The organism is Corallococcus sp. RDP092CA, from assembly GCF_041903675.1.
GTDB lineage: Bacteria > Myxococcota > Myxococcia > Myxococcales > Myxococcaceae > Corallococcus.
Window position 1 is genome coordinate 173,403 of the sequence record NZ_JAYESI010000010.1, and the last position, 25,900, is coordinate 199,302.

The following is a 25,900-nucleotide window of genomic DNA, read 5'->3' on the forward strand; positions in this document are numbered from 1 at the left end:
ATCCTCCTACGTCATCTTACATCGGCGCGGAGCGACTGGCGAGTTTCCTGACCGGGGCCCGTGGCAGTCGCTGACAGGGGCCTTGTGGGCCCTTAAGGTCCACGCGCTTGCAGCCCGAAGAACTCATCAGGGCCGCCCAGACGCGGGCGGCGGGATTGGACGTGGGGCGCGGGGACGCGGCGCTGGAGCGCGTGCGGGCCCAGGCCTCCGCCTTGTTCGCGAAACTGCCGGAGCCCCCGGTGTACCGGCGGGCGGAGGACCCGTCGCGCAAGGCGGCCCAGGCGCTGCTGCCGGAGATGGAGTGGGTGCTGGCGGAGGCCTACGCGGTGGCGCGCGAGCCGGCGGTGTCGCCGCTGGTGGACCGGCTGGTGGCGGCCCTGGGCGCGCACGCGGAGGCGCTGGTGCACACCGCGGACGGCCGGCTGGAGGCGGCGGAGCTGGCGTGGCGCCGGGCCCAGGAGCTGGAGCGGGCGGCGCACCCCACGCGCCAGATGGTGGGGCAGCCCCCGAGGCCGCCGCCGGTGTTCGACAAGGGCACGGGGGTGTCCCGCTACGACCCGCGCAACGCGGCCCAGGCGACCGTGAAGCTGGTGTGCCCCAACACGGGCTGCAAGCGGATGGGGGACTACGCCTTCATCCCGACGCACGCGTACCACCGCTTCGTCTGCCCGGCGTGCCGGGTGCCCTTCCTGGCCTACTTCGGCGAGCTGAAGGGGCTGGAGGTGGAGCACCGGAGCAGCTCCAAGCGCTACCGCTTCACGGTGGACGAGGTGGGCAGCGCGGTCAGCACGCGCATCGACTTCGAGGAGGCGGGCGGGCAGGAGTTCCCGGCGGCCCGGCGCGACCTCCTGGCGTTCCTCTACACGGAGCAGCGGGAGCTGAAGGTCGTGGTGAACCTCACCAACGGCAAGCTGATGTGGGTGAGCCCCGCGTCCTCGTGCTTCGTGGCGACGGCGGCCTTCGGCGAGGGCGCGCCGGAGCTGGTGGCCTTCCGGGCCTTCCGCGACGACGTGCTCCGGAAGAGCCGGCTCGGTCAGGGGTTCATCGACGGGTACTATCACTGGGGTCCGCCGCTGGCGGCGTGGGTGGTGCGCCGGCCGCGGGTGCGGGCCGGGGTGCGCTGGGCCCTGACGCGGGTGCACGGCCGCCTGACACGGAAGGAACGCGGATGACACAGCAGGACGGGACGGAAGGCACGCCGCCGCCGCGCGCGCGCGGGGACAAGGCCAAGTCAGCGCTGTCGGTGGTGGCGGTGCTGGGGCTGGCGGCCCTGGCGTTCCTGGGCGTGCGCGAGGCGCAGCGGGCGCGGCTGGTCCCGGACGGGGCGGCGCCGCCGGCCTTCCAGCTGACGAAGCACGGGGGCGGCTCGCTGGCGCTGTCGGACCTGAAGGGGCGGGTGGTGATGCTCGACTTCTGGGCGACGTGGTGCCCGCCCTGCCGCGAGGAGATGCCCTACATGGTGAAGCTGGCCAAGGAGTACGAGTCCCAGGGGCTCGTCTTCGTGGCGGCCAGCCGGGACGATGGCGCGACGGCGCCGCAGGAGGTGGACTACTTCCTCCAGCGCTTCCAGCCGGAGCTGCGCCCGTACGTCGTGTACGCGGACGACACCGTGGCGCGGGCCTTCCAGGTGAACGCGCTTCCCACGCTCTACTTCCTGGACCGGGACGGCAAGGTCATCGACGCGCAGCGCGGCATGCTGTCCGAGGACGGCCTGCGCCGCCGCATCGAGCGCGCGCTCAAGCGCTAGAGTGGGGGCATGACCCTCTACGACGCGGACACGGTCGACGCGTGCTCCTGGCCTGACACGTCGCGGGCGCGGCTCGCGCGCGACTACTTCGTCCCGGTGATGAAGCGCGGCAGCACCGCCTTCCTCTCCGACCGCACCACCCTGCGGCTGGTGGCGATGGACGACCTGCGCATCCCGCTGGCCATCAACGAGGCGGAGTACGATAACTCCCCGCTGCACTCCACGTGGGTGCGCTACATCGGCCTGCCGGTGGCGGCCGTGACGGCGGAGGCGTACGGCGCGGCGCGCGCGGTGGTGATGCGCGGGGCCATGCGGACGCTGGGCGCGATGCTGAAGGCGGCGCGCATCGACAAGTGCGTCTACGTGGACCACTGGCTGGTGCTGCGCAACCTGCACGTGAGCCTGGACGAGGCGCAGGTGGAGCGCCTCACCGCCTTCCTGGTGGAGCGGTTCCCGGAGCACGCCATCGTGTTCCCCGCCATCAACCCGGCGAGCGCGTCGCCCCTGCTCAACACGCTGGCCGCGCGGGACTACGGCTTCGTCTACGCGGCGCACACGCGCATGACGCTGCCCACGCAGGACGTCAGCCGGCAGGTGCGGGAGAACCGGCGCCGCGACGGGCGGCTCCTGGAGGCCGCGGGCTACCGCATCGTGGATGGGCGGGAGCTGCCCGGCTGCGCGCCGCGGCTGCGGGAGCTGTACCGGTCGCTCAACGCGGACAAGTACCACTCCTCGCTCGACTTCACGGAGGAGCTCTTCGCGTGGACGCTGCGCGAGGGAGTCTTCCGGTACCAGCTCGCGGTGAAGGACGGGCGCGTGGATGGCTTCTACGCCACGCACGTCAGCGACGACGTCGTGTGGTCCCCCCTGTTCGGCTACGACCTGGCGCTGCCGCAGGAGCTGGGCCTGTACCGGGGGCTGGTGCACCGGCTCATGCAGGACGCGCTGGAGGTGGGGCTCACCATCGAGCTGGGGCCGGGCGCGGATCCGTTCAAGAGCCTGCGCGGCTCGCAGCCGGTGCCCCGCTGGAGCGCCTTCCACGTGAAGCACCTGTCGGGCTTCCGCCGGTACGCGTGGCGCACGCTCCAGCGCTACGTCAACGGCGGGGTGCGGCCGGCCGCGAACGCCATGCTGAAGAAGATCGACGGGGACGCCGCCGTCGGCTTCGGTCCGCTGACGCTGCCCTTCACGCCGCCCACGGGCCAGACGCCGCGCGACGCGGCCCGGGCGCTGCGCGAGCAGGTGGACGCGCTGGAGGCGGCGCTGGAGTCCGCGGCCCGGCTGGAGGGGGAGGCGCGGCTGCGTGCGCTTTCGCCGCTGTCGCAGACCCTGCACAACTGGCCGCAGCCCATGCCTCGCGTGGTGGGCCTGCGCGAGCGGCTGACGCGGCTGGAGCAGGAGGCTCGCCGCAAGCCCGCGCAGGCCCCGGTGCCCGCGAGCGTGCCCCCCGCGGACCAGGCCCGGCAGCTGCTCCAGGACGCGACGCGGTGGGGGGAGACGGTGCTCGTCGCCGCGCACCTGGGCGAGCTGCCGGCCCCGCACCTCAAGGCGCTGGTGGAGGCGCTGCGGCAGGCCGCGGGCAGCGTGGGCGTGGTGCTCACCGCCACGCGCGGCGACAAGGTGGTGCTGGTGACGGCCGCGAGCGACGCGCTCCGCGGCCAGGGCGTGGACGCGGGCCAGCTCATGGCCCAGGCGGCGCCCTGCGTGGAGGGCAAGGGCGGCGGCTCCCCGGAGGTGGCCTGGGGAGGCGGCTCGCGCGCGGACGGCATCGACGCGGCGCTCAGCGCGACCCGGCGCTTCGTGGAGGCGCGGCTCGCGGGGCCGGCGCCGTCCGGCGGCGTGGGCTGAGCGTCAGAGGACCTGGCGCACGGCCTCCTCCAGCTTCGCCTTCGGCACGGCGCCCACCACCTGCTTCACCACCTTCCCGTCCTTGAAGAAGAGCAGGGTGGGCATCGCCCGGACGCCGTACTGCTCGGGCGTGCGCGGGTGGTCATCCACGTTGAGCTTGGCCATCTTCATCCGGCCCTTGTACTCGGCGGCCAGTGCGTCGATGACCGGCGCGAGGACCCGGCACGGCGGGCACCAGGTGGCGGTGAAGTCCACCAGCACCGGCTCCTTCGCCTCCAGCACCTCGCGTTGGAACTCCGCGTCTCCCAGCTCGATGACGTCGCCAGCCATGTGCCCCATCCTCGCGTGAAGGGCGCGGGTCGCTTCCACGGCCGCGCCTCGTGTCCCCGGGATGTAGCCGCGCGCGGCGTCGCGGACGAGCGCCCCTGGCGGGACGCATTGTTCCGTCAGGAGCCCTCCTCCGCTTCCCATGGGAGCGCGGGGCCGCGCGTGGACAGCAGCTTCAGGAAGGCGCGCACCTTGGGGGGCAGCTGCCGGCGGCTCGGGTAGACCGCGTAGATGGGCAGGCCCGGGGGCGTGTCCGCCGCGAGCACCGGGACGAGCAGCCCCGCGCGCACGTCGTCCGCCACGAGCGAGGCCGCGAGCCGCACGACGCCCAGCCCCGCGCGCGCCGCGGCCTGCCCCGCGCGCTCGCTCGGCACGCGCAGCCGGCCCGTCACCGGCACGGTGCTCGCGGTCCGCCCCTCGCCGAAGAACCACACCTCGTCGGTGCCGGGCTCGGCCAGGAGGATGCACTCGTGCGTCGTCAGGGCTTCCGGCGTCCGGGGCGTGCCGTGGCGGCTGAGGTAGTGGGGGCTGGCGTAGTAGCCCGTGCGCAGGCGCCCGAGCCTGCGCGCCATCAGCGACGAGTCCGCGAGCGGCCCGGTGCGCAGCGCCAGGTCGTACTCCTCCGCGATGAGGTCCACGTGCGTCTGCGCGAGCGACACCTCCACGCGCAGCCGGGGCTCATGCAGGAGCAGCTCCGCGATGACGGGCGTGAGCAGCTCGCCCAGCAGTGACAGGGTGGCGATGCGCAGCGTGCCCTGGGGCGTGCCGCGCGACTCGCTCAGGGCCGCGTTCACCGCGCGGGCCTCGGCGACGAGCCGCGCGCAGTGCGCGTGGTACTCGCGGCCCGCTTCGGTGAGGCGGAGCCTGCGCGTGTTTCGCTCGAGCAGGCGGAGGCCCAGGCGCTCCTCCAGCGCGGCCAGCCGGCGGCTCACCGTGGACTTGCGCAGGCCCAGGCGCTCCGCCGCGGCGGTGATGCTGGCCGTCGCCACCACCTCCGTGAAGAGGAGCATGTCGTCCAGCAGGGGCGGTCTCGCGGCCACGAGGGCGAGCCTATGTCCCGGCCGCGAGGGGCGCGAGCCCTCCGTGGCCCTCCCGTCGGTCGTCGGCCGCGCCCGCGAGGAGCGTGGCCGCGCCGCGGGGGATGCCCCCCCGGCCCGACGCGCGGCAGGAGCCGTCGCCTGGGAGGCCCCTGGGAGGCGAGTGCCCGCCAGGCTGGCATCCGGTGGTGATGTCCGGAGGGGTTGGACAGAATCAGGCTGACGCACGTCCAGGATGGTCTTGAAGGCAGGGGAGGGAAGAGCACGCCATGTTTCGAATCGAGTCCGAGAAAGCGTTGCAGCGCGCGTTCCGCTCCAGGGATCGCAAGTACGTCGAGTTGCCCAAGGGCCTCCAGCTGCCGCTCTTCGTCCGGGACTACCTCTCGTGGGTGGATCTGTATGGGGTGCGCGTCTTCCTCGTGTTCGTCGCACCCGGGAGCAAGCAGCCCACGGGCATCGCCTTCCGCCGGGATCAGCAGGGCGACCCGACCCTGGCGCCCAAGTTCTGTGATTGGTGTCAGGCGCCCACGGGCGCGGAGGTGGGCCTGCTCACCACGGACGTCGACTCGAAGCGCCGCGTGGGCGTGAACGTCTGCCTGGACCTGCGCTGCGGTGAGCGGTTGGAGGCCCTCGCGGACCGCTCCGGTCGCAGCTCGCTGGACGAGAAGGCGCGGCTCATCGAACGCATGGCGCGCTTCGCGAGCGAGGCGCTGGAGCTGGAACCCGACGCGGAGGAGTGAGGAGGCGGGCCCTGGTGCCGGGCCCGCGCTCCCGCGTGTCATCGCCCTCGCAGGTGGCGGCGCAGTGGCTCCGCCACCGTGGAGGCGTGGGGCGCGCTGAGCATCGTGTAGTGGTCTCCGGGCACGTCGTAGGTGGTGACGGGGCCCGTGAGCCACGTGCTCCAGGCGGGGGCCTGGGGATCGCGCTGTCCCTCGGTGGCCCGGAAGAGCAGCGTGGGCCCCGAGTAGCCACCGGTGGGCACGTAGCAGCGCTGGGCTTCGTAGAGCCGCGTGTGCAGGGCCAGGAGCCGCTCGGCGCCCTCCAGGTCCAGCCCGAGGTTGCCTTCAGGCGTGTGCTGGAGCTGCTCCAGCACGTACGCGAGGCGCTCGCGTGCCTCCATGTGCCGCAGCCGCTCCAGGTCCAGGGACTGTTCTTGCCAGCGCAGGCCGAGCGTCCGTCCGAAGAGCGCCAGCAGGCCGAGCGGATCGGCCTCGGGCCGCGGCTGGGGCGTGGGCACGGTGGAGTCCATCAGGGCCAGCAGCTCCACCTGCTCACCCAGGGCCTGGAGCTGGCGCGCCAGCTCCAGGGCGATGAGCCCCCCGAGGGACCAGCCTCCCAGCAGGTACGGTCCCTGCGGCTGCACGGCACGAACCTGGGCGAGGTGGTCGCGCGCCAGCGCCTCGACAGAAGCGGGAGGAAGCGCGCCGCCCTCCAGGCCCGGCGCGGACAGCCCGTAGATGGGCCGGTCATTGCCCAACTGGCGGACGAGCTCGGAATAGCCCAGCACGCCGCCGCCACCGCCATGGACGAGGAAGAGGGGACGGACGCCCTCCGTGCCCGCCGCCAGTCGCACGAGGTCGGTGGGAAGCGGAGAGGTCTCTTGCTGGAACCGCCGCGCCAGTTGCTCGACGGTGCCGTACTGGAAGAGGGCCGCCATGGGGAGCGAGTGCCCGGTGTGCGCGCGGATGGAGGCGATCAATCGCAGGGCCAGCAGGGAGTGACCGCCCAAGTCGAAGAAGTTGTCGGTGCCGCTGACGCGAGGCACGCACAGCACCTCCGCGAAGGCCCTGGCCAGCTGCTCTTCCAGTGGCGTGCGGGGCGCGATGTGGCTTCCGGATGGGGAGAGCCCAAGCGCGGGGAGGGCCTTGCGGTCCAGCTTGCCGTTGGAGGTGAGGGGCAGGGAGTCGAGGCGGCCCACGGCGGAGGGCACCATGTACTCGGGCAGTCGCTGCTGGAGGAAGGAGCGCAGCTCCGCCACGTCGAGCGACGCGGGAGCGACGACGTAGGCGATGAGCCGCTTGTCGCCGGGCATGTCCTCGCGGACCACGGCGACGGCTTCGCGGACGTCAGGATGGGAGCGCAGCGCGGCTTCGATTTCAGGCAGCTCGATGCGGAAGCCGCGCACCTTCACCTGCGCGTCCGCGCGGCCGAGGAACTCCAGCACGCCGTCCTCACGCCAACGCCCCAGGTTTCCGGTGCGGTAGAGGCGCGCGCCGGGAGTGGAGGAGAAAGCGTCGGGGACGAAGCGCTCGGCGGTGAGCGCGGGCTGGCCCACGTAGCCGCGAGCGAGTCCGTCACCGCCCACGTAGAGCTCACCCTGGACGCCCGGAGGAACGGGCTGGCCGGAGTCATTGAGCACGTACACCTGCGTGTTGCCGAGGGGCCGTCCCAGCGGGACGGAGGCGCCCACCTGAGAGGCATGCGTGAAGCGGTGGCTGGTGGCGAAGACGGTGGTCTCCGTGGGGCCATAGCCGGCGGTGACGGGGAGGCCCAGCTGCTCCAGTACGCGGCGCACGTGGGTGGCGGAGACGACGTCACCGCCGGTGAGCACCTGGCGCAGGGAGCGCAGCGCGGGCAGGTGAGAGTCCACCCACTGGGTGAAGAGGCCGGCGGTGAGCCAGAGCGTCGTCACGCCATGGCGCACGAGCACGCGCTCCAGCTCGTGCGGGTCGGCCGGCGGGTGAGAGGGGAAGACGGCCAGCTTCGCGCCATGAAGCAGGGCGCCCCAGACTTCGAGGGTGGAGGCGTCGAAGGCGATGGGGGCCATGAGGAGCAGCGTCTCGTCAGGCCCGAAGCGTGCGTAGTCGACGCCGAAGAGGGTGCGGAGGACGGCGGCGTGAGGAGTGCCGACGCCCTTGGGCCTGCCGGTGGAGCCGGAGGTGAAGTCGATGTAGGCGAGGCTCTGGGGCAGGGCGCTTCGGGTGGGGGAGTGGGTCGGCAGGGAGTCGAGGGACAGCTCCTCCAGCAGGACGGGCCGCAAGGCTTCGGAAGGAAGCCGGGGGAGCAGCGCGCGCGAGGTGAGGAGGACGTGGGGCCGGGAATCCTCCAGCATCGCGGCCAGACGGGGGCGGGGGTAGGCGGGGTCCAGGGGGACGTAGGCGGCGCCGGCCTTGAGGATGGCGAGGAGGGAGACGAGGAGCTCCAGGGAGCGCTCCAGGGCCACGGCGACGCGGGCGTCGGTGGAGACGCCGAGGGAGCGCAGGTGCCACGCGAGCTGATTGGCGCGCGCGTCCAGCTGGCGGTAGGTGAGGCGCGAGTCCTCGAACTCGACGGCGACCTTCTCGGGGAAGCGTGCCACCACCTGCGCGAAGACGTCCGGCAGGGTGGAGTCGCGCGGGTAGTCGGCCTTCGTCGCGTTCCACTCCACCAGCACCCGCTGGCGCTCTGCCTCCGTCAGCAGGGACACGGCATCCAGAGGGGCTTCGGGCCGGGCCACGAGCCCTTCCGCCAAGGCGCGGAAGTGCTCCGCCATGCGCGTGGCCGTGCGCGGCTCGAACAGGTCGGTGTTGTAGCCGAGCAACCCCGAGAACCCGTCGGAGGACTCCGTGAGGCTCAACTCCAGGTCGAACTTGGCGGTGGTGTCCTCCACGTCCAGCGCGCGCAGCGCCAGGGCGTCCGTGCGCGGTGACCGGGGGGCGGTGTCCTGGAGGGTGAACATCACCTGGAACAGCGGCGACCGGCTCGGATCGCGAGCAGGCTTCAGCTCCTCCACCAGCTTCTCGAACGGCAGGTCCTGGTGGGCGTAGGCCCCCAGCGATACCTCCTTCACCCGGCGCAGCAACTGGCGGAAGGAGTCGCGGCGGTCCACGTGGGCGCGCAGCACCAACGTGTTGACGAAGAACCCGACGAGCCCCTCCAACTCTTCATGCCCACGGCCCGCGATGGGGGAGCCGACGGCGAAGTCCTCCTGTCCCGAGTAGACGGCCAGCAGGGCCTGCCAGAGCGCGAGCAGCGCCATGAACGGCGTGACGACCTCCTGCTGGCAGAGGGCCTTGAGGCCCTGCGCGACCGTCCTCGACAGGACCACGGGCACCTGCGCGCCACGGTAGGTCTGCACGGCCGGGCGGGGCTTGTCCGTGGGCAGCTCCAGCGCATGCGGCACCCCGTCGAGCTGCTGCCTCCACCACCGCACCTGCTGCTCCAGCGCCTCGCCCTGGAGCCAGTCCTGCTGCCACGCGGCGTAGTCCGCGTACTGGAGCGGCAGCGGCCGCAAGGGCGAAGGCTGCCCCCGCGAGAACGCCGCGTGCAACGCTCCCAGCTCCTCGACGAGGACGCGGTTGGACCAACCGTCCGAGACGATGTGGTGCAACGTGACGAGCAGCACGTGCCGCTGCTCCGACAGGCACAGCAGCGTGGCACGCATCAGGGGCGCACGCGCCAGGTCGAAGGGCTTCCGCGCTTCCTCCAACGCCAGCCGACGGACCTCCGCGGCCTGCTCCGTCTCCGGCACGTGGCGCAGCTCCACCCGGGGCACGGTCAGCTCCGCGTGCGGATGCGGGTGCTGGACGGGCTCGCCGTCCTCACGGGCGTGGAACGTGGTGCGCAGGGCTTCGTGACGGTGGACGAGCTCCTGGAGGCTCCGCGACAGCGCCTCGGCGTTCAATGGGCCGTCGAGCTGCAAGGCGGCGGGGATGTTGTAGTGGACGCTGCCGGGTTCGAGCCTGTCGAGGAACCACAGGCGCTGCTGCGCGAAGGACAGCGGTAGCGGGCCGGTCCGGGGAACAGGCACCAGCGGAGGCTGCCGCGCGGCCTGCCGGAGCTTCGGGGCGCCCTCGATGCGCGAGGCGAGCGCCTCCACGGAAGGCGCTTCGAACAGCGCGCGCAGCGGCAGCTCCACGCCCGTCTCCTTGCGCACCCTCGACACCACCTGCGTGGCCAGCAGGGAGTGGCCGCCCAGCGCGAAGAAGTCGTCCTTCACGCCCACCCGCGGCGCTCGCAACACCTCCGCCCAGATGGCCGCCAGCTTCGCCTCCGCCTCCGTGCGCGGGGCCACGTACGGGTGCGTGGAGGCCGGGGCTTCTGGCTCCGGCAGCGCCTTGCGGTCCACCTTGCCGTTGGAGTTGAGCGGCAGGGCCTCCAGCACCACCACCGTCCCCGGCACCATGTACTCCGGTAGCTGCTGGCGCAGGTGGGCTCTCAGCGCCTTCGCTTCCAGCGTCGCGCCTGCCTTCGGCGCGACATACGCCACGAGGCGCTTCTCCGCGCCCTCGCCCCTCGCCACCACCACCGCGTCCTTCACCGACTCCTGGTGGCGCAGCGCGGACTCCACTTCGCCCAGCTCGATGCGGAAGCCGCGCACCTTCACCTGGAAGTCCACCCGGCCCAGGTACTCCAGCACGCCGTCCGCGCGGTACCTCACCCGGTCTCCCGTGCGGTACATGCGGCTGCCTTCAGGGCCGTACACCTCCGGCAGGAACTTCTCCGCCGTCAGCTCCGGCCTCAGCAGGTATCCGCGCGCCTGGCCTTCGCCCGCGAGGAACAGCTCTCCCGCCACCCCCACCGGCACTGGCTGGAGGTACTTGTCCAGCACGTACGCCCGCGTGTTGCTGAGCGGACGGCCGATGTTCGGCACCTCGTCGCGCCCCACCCGCGACCACGTCGAATATGTCGTGTCTTCCGACGGGCCATACAGGTTGTAGAGCTTCTTCACCGTCGGCAGCGCGTACACGGCCTTCGCCAGCGCCTCCGGCAGCGCTTCACCCGCGAGGTTGACCACCCGCACCGACGGCGGCACCGCCCCCAGCTTCAGCAGCTGCGCCATCGCGGACGGCACCGTGTTGAGCAGCGTGACCTCGGCGTCCGGCTTCGCCTCCGCCAGGGACAGGGCGTTGCGCACCACCACCACGCTGCCGCCCCTCACCAGCGGCGTGAACAGCTCGAACACGGACAGGTCGAAGTTCAGGCTCGTCGCCGCGAGCACCGCCTTCGTCTCCTCCTCCGTGAACGTCTCCGTGGCCCACGCCAGGAAGGCCGACGCGTTCCGGTGCGCCACCGCCACGCCCTTCGGGCGGCCCGTGCTCCCGGACGTGTAGATGAGGTACGCCACGTTCTCCGGATGCACCTGCACCGGAGGGGGAGTGGACGGCTCCCCTTGCAGGTCCGCGTCCGTGTCCAGGCACACCGCCTGTGCGGTGACGGCGGGCAGGAACTCCAGCAGGTGTGAGTGCACCACCAGGGCCGGGCCCTTCGCGTCCTCCAGCAGCCAGCCCAGGCGCTCCTTCGGGTAGCTCGGATCCAGCGGCACATACGCGCCGCCTGCCTTGAGGATGCCCAGCGTCCCCACCACCACGTCCGCCGTGCGCTCCACGCACAGGCCGACCCGCGACTCGGGGCCCACGCCCAGCTTGCGCAGCCGGTGGGCCAGCTGGTTCGCCCGGACCTCCAGTTGCTGGTACGTCAGCCGCTGCTCGTCGCTCACCACCGCGAGGGCGTCCGGCGTGCGGCGGACCTGCGCTTCGAAGAGGCGGGGAATCGTCGCGTCGCGCGGGTACTCCGCCCGCGTCTGGTTCCACGTCACCAGCACCTGCTGGCGCTCGGCCTCCGTGAGCAGGGGCAGCAGGCCCACGGCCTCGTCCGGCTTCGCCACCGCGCCCTCCAGCAGCACGCGCAGGTGCTCCGCCATCCGGGTGATGGTGGCGGCTTCGAACAGGTCCGTGCGGTAGCTCAGCGCGCCCTGGAGTCCCTGCGGTGTCGGGGCCAGCGCCAGCGTCAGGTCGAACTGGGTCGTCTGCTCCTCCTGCTCCAGGGGCAGCAGCCGCAGCGGTGCGGAGCCGCCGGGCAGCGACAGCGGCTGCGTCGGCGCGTTCTGCAGGGCGAGCAGGACCTGGAAGAGGGGCGAGTGGCTCAGGCTGCGCTGGGGCTGTAGCGCCTCCACCAGCTTCTCGAAGGGCGCGTCCTGATGCTCGTAGGCGGCGAGCGTGGTGGCGCGCACCTGGGCCAGCAGCTGGCGGAAGGGGGCCTTCGAGTCGACCTGGGTGCGCAGCACCAGCGTGTTGACGAAGAAGCCGATGAGCCCCTCCGTGTCCTCGCGCGTGCGGCCGGCGATGGGCGAGCCGAGGGGGATGTCCTCCTGTCCGGAGTAGCGCGAGAGCAGCACCTGCCACGCGGTCACCAGGCCCATGAAGAGCGTGGCGCCCTCGCGCTGGCACAGCGCCTGGAGGGCCTCCGACAGCGCGCCGGGCAGGCGCACGGGGACCTGCGCGCCCTGGTGGGACAGGACGCGCGGGCGCGGCTTGTCGGTGGGAAGCTCCAGCAGAGGAGGTGCTCCGGCGAGCTGGCGGCGCCAGTAGGCCAGGTGGTGCTCCAGGACCTCGTCCTTCAGCCAGTCGCGCTGCCACGCCGCGTAGTCCACGTACTGGACCGGCAGTGGCGCCAGCCGCGACGGCTGGCCCGAGACATGGGCGCCGTACAGCACGGACAGCTCGCGCACGAGCACGCCCATGGACCACCCGTCGGAGACGATGTGGTGCATGTTCAGCCACAGCACGTGCGCTCCATCGCCCAGGCGCAGCAGCGAGACGCGCAGCAGGGGCCCTCGCGTCAGGTCGAACGGGCGCCGCGCTTCTTCACGCAGGCGCTCCTCCAGGGCTTCACGGGAGGCCGCGCCCAGGTCCACCCGCTCCAGCGCGAAGGGCACCTCGGGGAGGATGACCTGCGTGGGCTCGCCCTCCTTCGAGACGAAGACGGTGCGCAGGGATTCGTGGCGGGCGATGAGCGCGGCGAAGGCCTGCTCCAGCGCGGCCACGTCCAGCGCGCCCTCCACGCGCAGGGCCAGGAAGATGTTGTAGGCGGCGCTGCCCGGCTCGAGCTGGTCGATGAGCCACAGCCGCTGCTGCGAGAACGACAGCGGCAGCGGGCCCGAGCGGGAGACGGGGACGAGGGGCGGCGCGGGAGGCAGGGCCACCACGCCGCGCATGCGCAGCTCCCGGAGGACCTCCCGGGCCCGGCGGAACGCCTCCGCCCACGTCAGCGTGTGGCCCTCGTGCTCGACGGCGACCGTGTCGGGGTGGCGCAGCGCCTGGGCCTGGAGGAGCCGGTGCAGGGAGGCCTCCTCCGCCGTGGCGGCGCCAGGCTCGCTCCAGGCGTGGACCAGGAGCCCGCGCTCCTCGAGCGTGAGCATGGGCAGCGCGGAGAGGCGGCGCTCCGGCGCGTGGAGGGCGCCGTCCAGCAGCACGCGCAGGTGGCCCACCATGCGGCTGGCGGTCGCGGTGTCGAAGAGGTCGGTGTTGTATTCGAGCAGGCCCTTCAGCCCGTCGGCGGTGTCGTTCAGCGCCAGGGTGAGGTCGAACTTCGCCGTGCCGCCCCGAGGCTCCAGCGGCTGGAGCTTCAGGCCCGTGCTCAGCGTCTCCGGCATGGGCGCGTTCTGGTACGCGAGCATCACCTGGAAGAGCGGCGGGCGGCGCGGGTCGCGCTCCGGCTTCAGCGCCTCCACCAGCTTCTCGAAGGGCACGTCCTGGTGTGCGTACGCGCCCAGGGCCACCTCGCGCACGCGGCCGAGCAGCGCGCGGAAGCTCGGGTCCCCGTCCAGCTTCGTGCGCAGCACCAGCGTGTTGACGAAGAAGCCGATGAGCCCCTCCGTCTCCGCCTGCGTGCGGCCCGCGATGGGCGAGCCCACGGAGACGTCTTCCTGCCCGGAGTAGCGCGACAGCAGCAGTTGGAACGCGGCCAGCACCACCATGGAGGGCGTGACGCCCTCGCTCCGGCAGAGCGCGTGCATCGCGTCCGACAGCTCGCGCGGGAACTGGAAGGGCACCACCGCGCCACGGAAGGTCTGCGTCGCGGGCCGGGGCCGGTCCGTGGGCAGGTCCAGGGCCTTCGGTGCTCCGTGGAGCTGCTGGCGCCACCAGTCGAGCTCGGACTCCAGCGCCGCGTCGCGCAGCCAGCCTCGCTGCCAGACGGCGAAGTCCGAGTACTGCACGGGCAGCGGCTTCAGGTGGGCGTCGCGGCCCTCGGCGTGGGCGGCGTACAGCGTGGTCAGCTCCTGGAGGAGCACGCCCATGGACCAGGCGTCGGAGATGACGTGGTGCATGGTGAGCAGCAGCAGGTGGTGCCGCGCGCTCATGCGCACCACGAGGACGCGCCACAGCGGACCGGCTTCCAGGTCGAAGACCTGTCGCGCCTCGTCGTCGAGGAGGGCGTCGAGCGCGCGCTCCGCGTCGGGCAGGGCGCTCAGGTCCATCCAGGCGGCGGGCAGCGTGGGTTCGGAGGCGATGACCTGGACGGGACCGGACGCCTGCTCACGGAAGGTGGTGCGCAGGGATTCATGGCGCAGGAGCAGGTCGCGCAGGCCGCGGGTGAGCGCGGGCACGTCGAGCGCCCCTTCGAGCCGCATGGCGAACGGGAGGTTGTACGCGGTGCTGTCGGGCTCCAGCTTCGCGAAGAACCAGAGTCGCTGCTGGGCGAAGGACAGCGGCAGGCCGCCGTCGCGAGGCACCGGCTTGAGCGCGGGCATCAGCGGCGCGGGGCGCACCGGTCCCTGGGACTCCAGGCGCCGGGCGATGGCCTCCACGGTGGGGGCCGCGAAGAAGTCCGCGATGGACAGCTCGGCCTGGAACGCGCGACGGATGCGCGAGAGGATCTGCGTGGCGCTGAGCGAGTTGCCGCCCAGGTCGAAGAAGTGATCCTCGGCGCCGATGGTGCCCGTCTGGAGGACCTCTTCCCAGAGCGTGGTGAGCAACCGCTCCGTGTCCGTGCGCGGAGGCCGTGTCCGTGCACGGGACTCGAAGGTGGAGGGCGCGGGGAGGGCCTTGCGGTCCAGCTTGCCGTTGGAGGTGAGGGGCAGGGAGTCGAGGCGGCCCACGGCGGAGGGCACCATGTGCTCGGGCAGTCGCTGCTGGAGGAAGGAGCGCAGCTCCGCCACGTCGAGCGACGCGGGAGCGACGACGTAGGCGACGAGCCGCTTGTCGCCGGGCACGTCCTCGCGGACCACGGCGACGGCTTCGCGGACGTCAGGGTGGGAGCGCAGCGCGGCTTCGATTTCAGGCAGCTCGATGCGGAAGCCGCGCACCTTCACCTGCGCATCCGCGCGGCCGAGGAACTCCAGCACGCCGTCCTCGCGCCAGCGGGCCATGTCACCGGTGCGGTAGAGGCGCGCGCCAGGAGTGGAGGAGAAAGCGTCGGGGACGAAGCGCTCGGCGGTGAGCGCGGGCTGGCCCACGTAGCCGCGAGCGAGTCCGTCACCGCCCACGTAGAGCTCACCCTGGACGCCCGGAGGAACGGGCTGGCCGGAGTCATTGAGCACGTACACCTGCGTGTTGCCGAGGGGCCGTCCCAGCGGGACGGAGGCGCCCACCTGAGAGGCATGCGTGAAGCGGTGGCTGGTGGCGAAGACGGTGGTCTCCGTGGGGCCATAGCCGGCGGTGACGGGGAGGCCCAGCTGCTCCAGTACGCGGCGCACGTGGGTGGCGGAGACGACGTCACCGCCGGTGAGCACCTGGCGCAGGGAGCGCAGCGCGGGCAGGTGAGAGTCCACCCACTGGGTGAAGAGGCCGGCGGTGAGCCAGAGCGTCGTCACGCCATGGCGCACGAGCACGCGCTCCAGCTCGTGCGGGTCGGCCGGCGGGTGAGAGGGGAAGACGGCCAGCTTCGCGCCATGAAGCAGGGCGCCCCAGACTTCGAGGGTGGAGGCGTCGAAGGCGACGGGGGCCATGAGGAGCAGCGTCTCGTCAGGCCCGAAGCGTGCGTAGTCGACGCCGAAGAGGGTGCGGAGGACGGCGGCGTGAGGAGTGCCGACGCCCTTGGGCCTGCCGGTGGAGCCGGAGGTGAAGTCGATGTAGGCGAGGCTCTGGGGCAGGGCGCTTCGGGTGGGGGAGTGGGTCGGCAGGGAGTCGAGGGACAGCTCCTCCAGCAGGACGGGCCGCAAGGCTTCGGAAGGAAGCCGGGGGAGCAGCGCGCGCGAGGTGAGGAGGACGTGGGGCCGGGAATCCTCCAGCATCGCGGCCAGACGGGGGCGGGGGTAGGCGGGGTCCAGGGGGACGTAGGCGGCGCCGGCCTTGAGGATGGCGAGGAGGGAGACGACGAGCTCCAGGGAGCGCTCCAGGGCCACGGCGACGCGGGCGTCGGTGGAGACGCCGAGGGAGCGCAGGTGCCACGCGAGCTGGTTGGCGCGCGCGTCCAGCTGGCGGTAGGTGAGGCGCGAGTCCTCGAACTCGACGGCGACCTTCTCCGGGAAGCGCGCCACCACCTGCGCGAAGACGTCCGGCAGGGTGGAGTCGCGCGGGTAGTCGGCCTTCGTCGCGTTCCACTCCACCAGCACCCGCTGGCGCAGCTCGTCCGTGAGGACCGCCACCGTGTCGCGTGGCTGCACGGCGGCGCGGGCCTCCCACTCGCGCGCGACGTCTTCCAGCGGAACCAGGGGCACGGGCCGCGCGCGGGCCTCCCGTGGCCTGGTCGGCGCCGGGGCCGGCTGCCCCTTGCCCGCGAGCGCATCGTCGATGAGGCGGGCCACGGCCTCCAGCGTGGGGGACTCGAACAGGCGCCGCAGGGGCAGCTCCACCGTGAAGGCCTGGCGGATCCGGCTGAGCGCCTGGGTCGCCAGCAGCGAATGGCCCCCCAGGTCGAAGAAGTGATCATTCGCCCCGACGCGCGCCACGCCGAGCAGCTCCTGCCACAGCCCCGCCAGACGCTGCTCGGTGGGGGTGCGTGGCGCCACGTACTCCCGGGGATCGCTTCCCGCCAGGTCCGGAGCAGGCAGTGCCTTGCGGTCCACCTTGCCGTTGGTCGTGAGCGGGAGCGCGGGCAGCACCACCACGGCGGACGGCACCATGTACTCGGGCAGGGCGTCCTTGAGGGCCGCCCGCAGCTCGGAGTGGGGGGCGGCGGCCCCGTCGCGAAGCACGACGTAGCCCACCAGCCGCTTGCCGCCGGGGCCGTCCTCGCGCGCGACCACCACGGCGTCCCGCACCGGGGGCAGCTTCGCGAGCGCGGCTTCGACTTCACCCAGCTCGATGCGGAAGCCGCGCACCTTCACCTGCGCGTCCGCGCGGCCCACGAACTCCAGCGTGCCGTCCTCGCGCCAGCGCACCACGTCGCCCGTGCGGTACAGCCGGGCCCCCGCCTCTCCGGAGAAGGCATCCGGCACGAAGCGCTCGGCCGTGAGCGCGGGCCGGCCCGCGTAGCCTCGCGCCACGCCCACGCCGCCCAGGTGCAGCTCGCCCTTCACGCCCACGGGCACGAGCCCGCCCCGGGCGTCCAGCACGTATGCGCGCACGTTCGCCAGCGGCCGGCCAATGGAGGGCACGCGCCCATCCGCCGTGCACTCGGTGAGCGTGGCCATCACGGTGGCCTCCGTGGGGCCATACGTATTGAGGAACGTGCGGCCCGGCGCCCACCGCGCCACCACCTCCGGAGGCAGCGCCTCGCCGCCCGAGATGACGGTCCGCAGCGCGGGCAGGTCCTCCGGGGCCGTGGCCGCGAGCGTCGCGGGCGTGAGGCTGATGACGGTCAGGGCCTCGTCGCGCAGCAGCTTGCGCAGCGGCTCGCCGGGCATCAGGTCCTCCAGCGGCGCCAGCACCAGCGTCGCGCCGCTGCACAGCGTGGTGAAGATCTCCTCCACCGACAGGTCGAACGACAGGCTGGCGAACTGGAGCACGCGGCTGCCCGGCCCGATGCCGTAGGCCGTGGCCTCATGCGCGACCAGGTTGCAGACGCCCCGGTGCTCGATGGCGGTCCCCTTGGGCGTGCCCGTGCTGCCGGAGGTGTAGAGCACATACGCCAGGTTCCGGGCACCCACGCCGGAGACAGGCGCCAGCACGTGCTCCCGCGCGAGCCCCTCCCGCTCCGTATCCAGGCACAGCGCCCGGGCGCGAGCGCCTTCGGGGAAGCGCTCCAGCAGCGGGGCCTGCGTCACCAGCACCGTGGCGGCGCTGTCCTCCAGCATGAAGGCCAGCCGCTCCCGCGGCAGCATCGGATCCACGGGCACCCACGCACCGCCCGCCTTGAGGATGCCGAGCAGCCCCACGGCGACCTCCAGCGAGCGCTCCACGCTCAGGGCCACGCGGACCTCCGGCCCCACGCCCCGGCGGCGCAGCGCGTGCGCGAGCTGGTTGGCGCGCGCGTCCAGCTGCGCGTACGTGAGCGTCCGGCCCTGGAACCGGACGGCCACGGCGTCAGGGGTCCGCTGCGCCTGCGCCTCGAAGAGCGTGTGCAGGCAGCGGTCCTCCGGGAAGGGCGCGGCGCCTCCGGCCCACTCGCGCTGGAGCCGCAGCGTTTCGGCCGCGTCCATCAGCGGCAGCGCGAAGACGCTCCTGCTCGGCTCCGCGACCGCGCCCTCCAGCAACGTGCGCAGGTGCGCGAGCAGCCGGTGCAGGGTGCCGGGGTCGAAGAGGTCCGTGTTGTACTCCGCCGTGAGGCGCAGGCCCTGCGGCACCTCCATGGCGATGAGCGACAGGTCCGTCTTGCTGGTGCGGTTGTCCACCGGCTCCGCGTCCAGGACGAGCCCCGGCAGCCGCAGCGGCGGCAGGGGCGCGTTCTGTAGCGTCAGCGCGACCTGGAAGAGCGGGTTCACGCTCAGCTGGCGCTCCGGCTTCAGCGCGTCCACCAGCTTCTCGAAGGGCACGTCCTGGTGCGCGTAGGCCTCCAGCGTCGTCTCCCGCACGCGGCCGAGCAGCGCGCGGAAGGACGGCTGCCCGGACAGGTCCGTGCGGAAGGCCAGGTAGTTGGTGAACAGGCCGATGAGCCCCTCCAGCTCCGCGCGGCCACGGCCGGCCACGGAGGTGCCCACCACCACGTCCTGCTGGCCGCTGTAGCGCGACAGCAGCACCTGGAAGCCCGCCAGCAGCACGCCGAACAGGGTGTTGCCCTCCGCCAGCGCGAGCGCCTTGAGCGACTCCACGAGCGCGACGGGCAGCACCGCGTGGAGGCGCGCGCCGCGCCCGGAGAGGACCGCCGGACGGGGCCGGTCGGTGGGCAGCTCCAGCACCGCGTCCGGATCCAACCGGCCGCGCCAGAAGGCCAGGTGCGACTCCAGCACCTCGCCTCGCAGGAACTCGCGCTGCCAGCCGGCATAGTCCGCGTACTGCATGGGCAGCGGCGCCAGCGGCGAAGGCTTCCCGTCCGCGAGCGCCGGGTACAGCGCGCTCAGCTCGCGCACCAGCACGCCCATGGACCAGCCGTCCGTGATGATGTGGTGCAGCTTGAGCAGCAGCACGTGCTCCAGCGTGTCCAGGCGGTACAGCACGGTCCGCAGCAGCGGCCCCTTCTCCAGGTCGAAGGGCTGGCGCGCCTCGTCCGTGATGAGCCGCAGGGCCTCGGCCTCACGCTCCGCGGCGGGCAGCGCTCGCAGGTCCACCAGGGGCAGCGTCAGCTCCAGCGCGGGCGCGATGTGCTGCAGCGGCCGGCCATCCTGTTCGATGAAGGTGGTGCGCAGCGGCGCGTGACGCCGCACCAGCGCCTGGAGGCTGGCGTGCAACACCGCCACGTCGAGCACGCCCGAGAACCGCACGCGCACCGGGATGTTGAAGGCGGCGCTGCCCGGGCTCAGGCGGTCCTGGAACCACATGCGCTCCTGGCTGAAGGACACCGGCGCGTGCGTGGGGCGGACCTTGCCTCGCAGCAGCTCCGCCAGCCGCGCCCGCTTCTGCTCCGAGGTCAGCCCCGCGCCGTTACCTTCCGCTTCAAATGTCCTCATGCTTCGAGAATATCCGGTCAGAACGGGTCACTGGGTAAAAGTGACCCACGACGATATTCCCGAAAATTTCGACGCAATGCGCACGACCGGACAGGTCGTGTGGAAGAGGACGAGGACGAGCGGGCAGCGCGCGCTGCTCCGGTCCTCCCCCGACTCGCGGAAGAAACAAAGCCGGTGGATGGGGACGGCCCGAGGGCAGGCCGTCCCCCCGGCCCGGGCTACTTCTTGCCGGCGGGCTTGCCCGCGTCCGGCGCGGGAGGCGCGCCGGGGCCCGGGACGGGCTCGGTGCCGGGCGGAGGCGGCTGGCCGTGGGGCACCACCGTCTCCTTCGGGCCGGTCTCGATCTCCGACCTCACCAGCTTGAAGTCCACGCGCCGGTTCTTCGCGCGGCCCAGGGCGGTGTCGTTGCTGGCGATGGGCCGGTCGAACCCGAAGCCCTCGGAGGTGAGGCGCTTGCGGTCGATGCCCTTCTTCACCAGGTAGTCGAGCACCGACTTCGCGCGCCGGTTGGACAGGTCCATGTTGAGCGCGCGCGAGCCCTTGTTGTCCGTGTGCCCTTCAATCTGCACCGGCCCCAGCGTGGGGTTCTTGTTGAGCACCGTCGATACCTCGTCCAGCAGCGGGTACGACTGCTTCTGGATGACCGCGGAGCCCGTCTCGAAGAGGATGTTGCCCTTGATGCGGATGCGGTCGGACTCCACCACCACGTAGGGCGGGGCGTCATACGGGCAGCCGTTGTTCTCCGGCGGGCCGGCCACGTCGGGGCAGTCGTCCTCGCCGTCCGGAATCTCGTCGAAGTCCGTGTCCGGGCAGCCGTCGAAGTCCTTCGGGCCGGGCACCAGGGGGCACTTGTCCAGCGGGTCGATGACGCCGTCGCCGTCGGTGTCCTTGTCCGGGGCCACCGGGCAGCCCTTGCTCTCCTTCGGGCCGGGCTTGTTGGGGCACGCGTCGTCGCCGTCCGCCACGCCGTCGCCGTCGTTGTCCGGATCCGGGCAGCCGTCCTCGTCCTCGAAGCCGTCCTTGTCCTCGGGCAGGGTGGGGCAGCGGTCGCGCACGTCGGGCACGCCGTCGCCGTCCGAGTCCGGGCCCTCGTCCTTGAAGGTCTTGTCGTAGCGCACGGCCAGCATGACCCGCAGGGCCTCGCGGCCGTAGCCGGTGGTGACGTTGAGGCCGCGGCCCACGTCCAGCTCCACGCCCCAGTCGCCCCAGACCTTCGCGCGCGCGCCCACCAGCAGCTCCCACGGCGACTTGAGCGAGTCCGCCTGGTCGAAGTTGAAGGGGCGCGCCAGCGGCGTGCGCAGGTGCATCTCCGCGGTGGCCTTCACCTCGCGCAGCCGGTGGAGGTCCGGCAGGTCCACGATGCCGCCCGCGCCCAGCGTCAGCTCGTCATCCACGCGCAGGTTGAGGTACTGCGCGGCGGGGCGCACCAGCACGCCCGCGTTGCCCAGCACGCGCACCGGCCCCAGCTTCTTCTCCACCGCCAGGCGGGGGGCCACCACCACGCCGCGCTCACCCGTGAAGCTCTGCGCGCTGCCGGTGGGCAGCCGCACCTCCGCCACCAGCGCGAGCCCCACCGGGAAGCGGTCCGGGTTCAGCAGGCTCACGCGCGGCAGCACGCGGATGTCGCCCAGCGTGGTGCTGCTGACGCCCGCGGCGCCGGGGAAGTCCGGCGAGTTCAGCGCGTCCCCCAGGAGCGCGAAGTGGTCGCCCTGCACCAGCGTGACGGGCAGGTCCACGCCCAGCTCCAACCGCTCCAGCAACTGGTAGGAGAACAGCAGGTGCGCGTCCAGCCGGTACGGCAGCAGGTTCCCCAGCTTCTCGTCACCCAGCTTCAGCGAGAGGATGCGCCAGTTGAAGTCCAGGAGCAGCGCGCCCCGGTAGCTGCCCACCGGCTCCACGGTGGCGCCTTCCAGGCCGATGCCGCTGGACTGCGCGGCCGTTGGCTTCACCGGGACGGCGTCGAAGCCTCGGGAGAATGGGTCGGGCTGGGCGTGGGCCGCTGCCGTGGTGAGCAGCAGGCCCACGACCGCGAGTCGCAGGGCCGCGCCGCACGCGGACCGGCTCCACCAAGGTACGGAGTCGGGGCATTGCATCCTGAGGCTCTTAGCACCCACCTCCCCCCGCCGGAAGAAAACCCCCACCCTCCTCCTGCGAGCTACAGCCTCATGCCATTTCTACAAATGCAAGGCCCGTGGCTTTGTTTCATCCCATGTTGTTTACGCCACATTTCGAGTGGCGCCTCCGGGTGTCGCCGCGGGCGGGGGCGTGCGAGAAGCAGGGCCATGAAACAGTGGCTCCTGTGGGGATGTGTCCTGGTGGCGGGCTGTGGCGCCCGCGAGGCGAACACGCGGCGTGACGCGTTGCCCTCCGCGCCCGCGAACACGGTGGTCTTCGAGGGGAGCTGTGACGCGTCCGGCGCGGTGGAGCTGGGGCGGGGCCTGTTTGTCGTCGCGGACGACGAGGACAACATCCTGCGCGTCTACGATGCGCGCAAGGGAGGCCGTCCGCTGCGGACGGTGGACCTGTCGCCGTCGCTCGAGCTGCCGGTGAAGAAGAAGCCGCCGGAGACGGACATCGAGGCGGGCTCGCGGCTGGGCAACCTGGCCTTCTGGCTCACGTCGCACGGCCGGAACAGCTCCGGCAAGAAGCAGCCCGCGCGCCTGCGCTTCTTCGCCACGGGGGTGGAGGACCCGGAGCACATGCAGCTCGTCGGGCAGCCGTACCCGCGGCTGTTGGAGGACCTGCTCGCGGAACCACGGCTTGCGCCCTACGGGCTCGCGCGGGCGGAGCCGCTGCCGCCCAAGGAGCCCGGGGGGCTCAACATCGAAGGCCTGACGGCGATGCTGGACGCGCCCGGGATGTGGATTGGCTTCCGGAGCCCGCTGACCGGGGGCAAGGCGCTGGTGGTGCCGCTCTTGAACCCCGAGGCCGTGGTGCGCGATGGCGCGGCCGCGCGCTTCGGCGAGCCCCGGCTGTTGGACCTGGGCGGGCTGGGCATCCGCTCGCTGTCGTCGTGGCGGGGGCGCTACCTCATCATGGCGGGGGCGACCCGCTCCGAGGCGAAGTCGCGGCTCTTCAGCTGGAGGGGCGGCGACGACGCGCCGGTGCCGGTGACGTCGGTGGACCTGTCGAGCGTGAACCCGGAGGCGTTCTTCACGCCCGACACGTCGGACGACATCCTGCTGCTCAGCGACGACGGCACCGTGCTGGTGGACGGCGTCGAGTGCAAGCGCCAGAAGGACCCGGCGCTCAAGCGCTTTCGCGGCGTGTGGACGGCGTTGCCGGAGAGCCCCTGAGCGCCGGAGGGAGCGCGGACGTCAGCGCTCCATGAACTCCGCCGCCGGGACGACCTGGATGGCGTCCGGGCGCACCGGCAGCTTCTGCTGGATGAGGGTCTCATCCCGCTTGAGCAGCTCCGGCGACTTGGGCGACGCGTAGGTGATGGGCGACGGCGCGCCGGACTTCAGCTGCTGCGCCAGCCCCCGCGCGTCCTCCGTGACGTACACGAACGCCAGCTTCTCCGGCTGGAGCTGCCGGCGCACGGCGGCCTGCACGGAGTCCGGCGTCATCGTCTTCAGCGCCTCGCGGTACGCGTCCAGGAAGTCCGGCGTGCCGTAGTAGAGCGAGTCGATGGCGTAGCCCAGCCGGCGCTGATCCGTCTGCTCCCACAGGCGCGTGTAGCCCTGGAGGAAGCCGCGCACCAGGTCGAAGCGCTCCTGCGAGAGGGGCTCCTTCGACATCCTCTCCAGGAAGTACACCGCGCCGCGCGTGGCGAACACGCTGTTGGCGGGCACCACGGGCCGCAGCCAGACGGAGATGTCCTGCTGCGTGCGCACCAGGTTGGTGCGGTTGAAGGTGCCGTTGCCCCGGTCCTCGATGAAGTGCTCGGCGTAGGCGTAGTCGCCGTAGTTGAGGCCGCGCTGCTCGCGCAGCTCGTTGAAGAGCACGCCGATGAACTGGCGGTGCTCGCCCAGGTTGGACAGCGCGAACGCCACGGGGAAGAAGTCCGGGTCCCCGCGGCGCAGCGGCGTGACGAAGCCCATGCTCACGGCGGTGGAGAGCGCGGGCTTCTGGAGGATGAGCGCGCGCCCCGCGGACGGGGGCACGGTGGGCAGCTCCACCCGGGGCGCGCCCGTGGCGGGCAGCGCGCCCAGGCGCGAGGTGACGGTCTGCTGGAGCGTCGCGTCCACTGGGCCCGCGAGCCCGATGACGAGCCGGTCCTGCGTGAAGACGCGGCGCGCGTGGGCCTGCACGTCCTCCAGCGTGAGGGACTGGAGCCCCTGCACGGTGCCGCCGGTGAAGTGGGCGTAGGGGTGCCCCGCGTAGAGCAGCGCGTCCAGGCCCACCTTGCCGAGCGTCTCGTCGTCCTCGCTGCGCAGGCCGTTGCGCACGGCATTGAGCGCGTTGGCGCGCAGGCGCTCGAACTCCGCGGGGTCGAAGCGCGGTGCGAGCAGCGTGTCCGTGAAGATCTCCAGGAACGCGGGCAGGTAGTCCTGGTGGACGCGGCCGGAGAGGGTGGTCATCTCCTTGTCGGTGAAGACCTTGAGCTCGGCGGCCATGGGGTAGAGCGCTTCCAGCAGCTGCGCGGCGGTGAGCTGCTGCGTGCCGCCCTCCGCCATCAGCTTCGCGGTGAGGGCGGTGAGGCCCTCCTTGCCCTTCGGGTCGTCGATGGAGCCCGTGTGGAAGACGAGCCGCAGGCTGACGAGCGGCGTCTCCGGCCGGGCCTGCACCACGAGCTGCATCGGCTGCGGCTGCTTCAGCGGCACCGCGGTCACGGCGCCCGGCTCCGGCTGCTGCTGCGGCGGCTCAGCGGGCGGGGGCCGCGGCGGGCTCTCGGGAGGGGGCTTCGGGGTGGAGGCGCAGCCGGCGAGCGACAGCGCGGCGGCGAGGAGGAGCGACACGGTGGCGCGGGTCTTCATCACGGCGTCCCTCCGGCGGCGGAGACCTTGGGGGTGAGGGTGAGGACGGTGAGGTTCGTGTCCCGGAGGTACTTCCGGGCGAACAGGGTGAGCTGCTGGGGCGTGACGGTGCCCAGGAGCTTCAGGTAGCTGGCGAGCGCGTCGGGGCGGCCCATCACGCCCGCGTAGAGGGCCAGGTCGATGGCCACGTCGCGCGGCGTCTCCAGGTCCATCAGCAGGCCGTAGCGCAGGTGGTCCTGGATGGCCTTCACGCGCGCGGCGTCCACCTTGCCGTCGGCCAGGGCCTTCACCTCGCGGCGCAGCACGGCGTCCACGTCGGCGCGGTCCTTCTCGTCCTGGAGGGTGACGTCGATGGGGAAGAGGTACGGGTCGCGGTGGGGCGTGGTGTAGACGCTCATCGACTCCACGGACTGCTTCTCCAGCACCAGCTCCTTGTACGCGGGGCTGGTGTCGCCCACGAGGTACTCGGCGAGGATGGCCTGGATGGAGGCGTCGGGCGTGTCCGCGCGGGCGGCGGGCGTGTGCCACGCGAGCACGTGGCGCGGCTGCGTGGGCTGCGGCCAGTCCACGTGGACGGCTCGCGGCTTCGTCTGCGCGGGCTCGGTGGGGATGGTGACGGTGGCGGGCTTGCGCCGCCAGGCGCCGTAGGCCTTCGTCACCTGCGAGACGACCTGCGCGTCGTCGAAGTCACCGACGATGAAGAGGGTGGTGTTGGCGGGCGTGTACCAGCGCTCGAAGAACGAGCGGCTGTACGCATACGCCTGGGGCATCGCCTGGATGTCGTCGTAGAAGCCGAGCGTGGTGTGCTGGTACGTGTGGCGGGTGAAGGCCGTCTTCGCCAGGGCCTCCTCCAGCTTGAGGTCCGGCCCCGCGGCGTTCTTGTGGTACTCGCCGAGGACGGCGAGCGCCTCCGTCTGGAAGGACGGCTCGGAGTACTCCAGGTTCTGGAAGCGGTCCGCCTCCAGGGCGATGAGCTTCTCCAGGCCGGCGGTGGGGCCGTACACCTGGTACACGGTGATGTCGTCGGTGGTGAAGGCGTTGTCGTCGAAGCCGTAGCCGCCGAGGAGGCGCTCGCGCTGGCCCTCGGGGTTCGCCTTCGTCCCCTTGAACATCATGTGCTCGAAGAAGTGGGCGAAGCCGGTGCGCCCGGGCTCCACCTCGTTGCGCGAGCCCACGCGCACCGCGGTGACGTACGCGACGATGCCGGGCGAGTTGAACGGCACGCGCACCACGGTGAGGCCGTTGGGCAGGCGCGTGGTGTGGAGGGTGTAGGGGAAGAAGCGGGAGGCGTCTGGAGGCTGCTGCGCCGACGCCGGCAGCGCCGGTATCAGGAGCAGCAGCAGCAGGGGCAACAGGCGGCGCATGCGCGGACCCTTTCGGTGCCGGGACGCGCCCA

The 25,900-nt window shown here is 72.3% G+C and carries 11 protein-coding genes; 5 read left to right on the forward strand and 6 right to left on the reverse strand.

Annotation, left to right across the window (positions count from 1 at the left end; translation table 11 throughout):
• Nucleotides 1-107 precede the first annotated feature (107 nt).
• The 3 genes from U8525_RS14015 to U8525_RS14025 are packed head-to-tail and all read left to right on the forward strand — an operon-like array spanning nt 108 to nt 3,595.
• Nucleotides 108-1,172: a CFI-box-CTERM domain-containing protein gene (locus U8525_RS14015; RefSeq protein WP_374265723.1), complete on the forward strand. Its 1,065-nt coding sequence runs from the start codon at nt 108-110 to the stop codon at nt 1,170-1,172.
• Nucleotides 1,169-1,747 (forward strand): TlpA family protein disulfide reductase, encoded by a 579-nt coding sequence (locus U8525_RS14020; protein WP_374265725.1) that lies wholly within the window; start codon nt 1,169-1,171, stop codon nt 1,745-1,747. Before U8525_RS14015 ends, U8525_RS14020 begins: the two co-directional genes overlap by 4 nt.
• Before the next feature lie 9 nt (nt 1,748-1,756).
• A complete protein-coding gene (locus U8525_RS14025; RefSeq protein ID WP_374265727.1) occupies nt 1,757-3,595 on the forward strand; it encodes a GNAT family N-acetyltransferase in 1,839 nt (612 codons plus the stop codon).
• Between the two features lie 3 nt (nt 3,596-3,598).
• On the opposite strand, the gene trxA is transcribed toward U8525_RS14025, so the two are convergent.
• Both trxA and U8525_RS14035 read right to left on the reverse strand, forming a co-directional pair.
• Nucleotides 3,599-3,925 (reverse strand): thioredoxin, encoded by a 327-nt coding sequence (gene trxA, locus U8525_RS14030; protein ID WP_374265729.1) that lies wholly within the window; start codon nt 3,923-3,925, stop codon nt 3,599-3,601.
• Between the two features lie 116 nt (nt 3,926-4,041).
• Nucleotides 4,042-4,932 carry a LysR substrate-binding domain-containing protein gene (locus tag U8525_RS14035; protein ID WP_374265789.1) on the reverse strand — a complete coding sequence of 297 codons (891 nt, stop codon included), beginning with the start codon at nt 4,930-4,932 and terminating at the stop codon, nt 4,042-4,044.
• A gap of 296 nt (nt 4,933-5,228) precedes the next feature.
• On the opposite strand from U8525_RS14035, the gene U8525_RS14040 reads away from it, so the two are divergent.
• A complete protein-coding gene (locus U8525_RS14040) occupies nt 5,229-5,699 on the forward strand; it encodes an FBP domain-containing protein (protein ID WP_374265731.1) in 471 nt (156 codons plus the stop codon).
• 38 nt (nt 5,700-5,737) lie between these two features.
• Here the strand turns inward: U8525_RS14040 and U8525_RS14045 are convergent, their stop codons facing one another.
• A complete protein-coding gene (locus U8525_RS14045) occupies nt 5,738-19,585 on the reverse strand; it encodes an amino acid adenylation domain-containing protein (protein ID WP_374265733.1) in 13,848 nt (4,615 codons plus the stop codon).
• Between the two features lie 218 nt (nt 19,586-19,803).
• Nucleotides 19,804-21,678, reverse strand: a complete 1,875-nt coding sequence (locus U8525_RS14050; RefSeq protein WP_374265735.1) for an OmpA family protein — start codon at nt 21,676-21,678, stop codon at nt 19,804-19,806.
• A 189-nt stretch (nt 21,679-21,867) separates the two neighbouring features.
• Between U8525_RS14050 and U8525_RS14055 the strand changes: the two genes are divergently transcribed.
• Nucleotides 21,868-22,881, forward strand: a complete 1,014-nt coding sequence (locus tag U8525_RS14055) for a DUF3616 domain-containing protein (protein ID WP_374265737.1) — start codon at nt 21,868-21,870, stop codon at nt 22,879-22,881.
• Nucleotides 22,882-22,902: 21 nt separating this feature from the next.
• On the opposite strand, the gene U8525_RS14060 is transcribed toward U8525_RS14055, so the two are convergent.
• Together U8525_RS14060 and U8525_RS14065 are read right to left on the reverse strand one after the other, a co-directional pair.
• Nucleotides 22,903-24,504 carry a M16 family metallopeptidase gene (locus U8525_RS14060; RefSeq protein ID WP_374265792.1) on the reverse strand — a complete coding sequence of 534 codons (1,602 nt, stop codon included), beginning with the start codon at nt 24,502-24,504 and terminating at the stop codon, nt 22,903-22,905.
• Entirely contained in the window at nt 24,504-25,868 is a 1,365-nt protein-coding gene (locus U8525_RS14065) for a M16 family metallopeptidase (RefSeq protein WP_374265739.1), read from the reverse strand. The genes U8525_RS14060 and U8525_RS14065 overlap by 1 nt, the downstream gene beginning before the upstream one ends.
• Nucleotides 25,869-25,900: the final 32 nt, after the last annotated feature.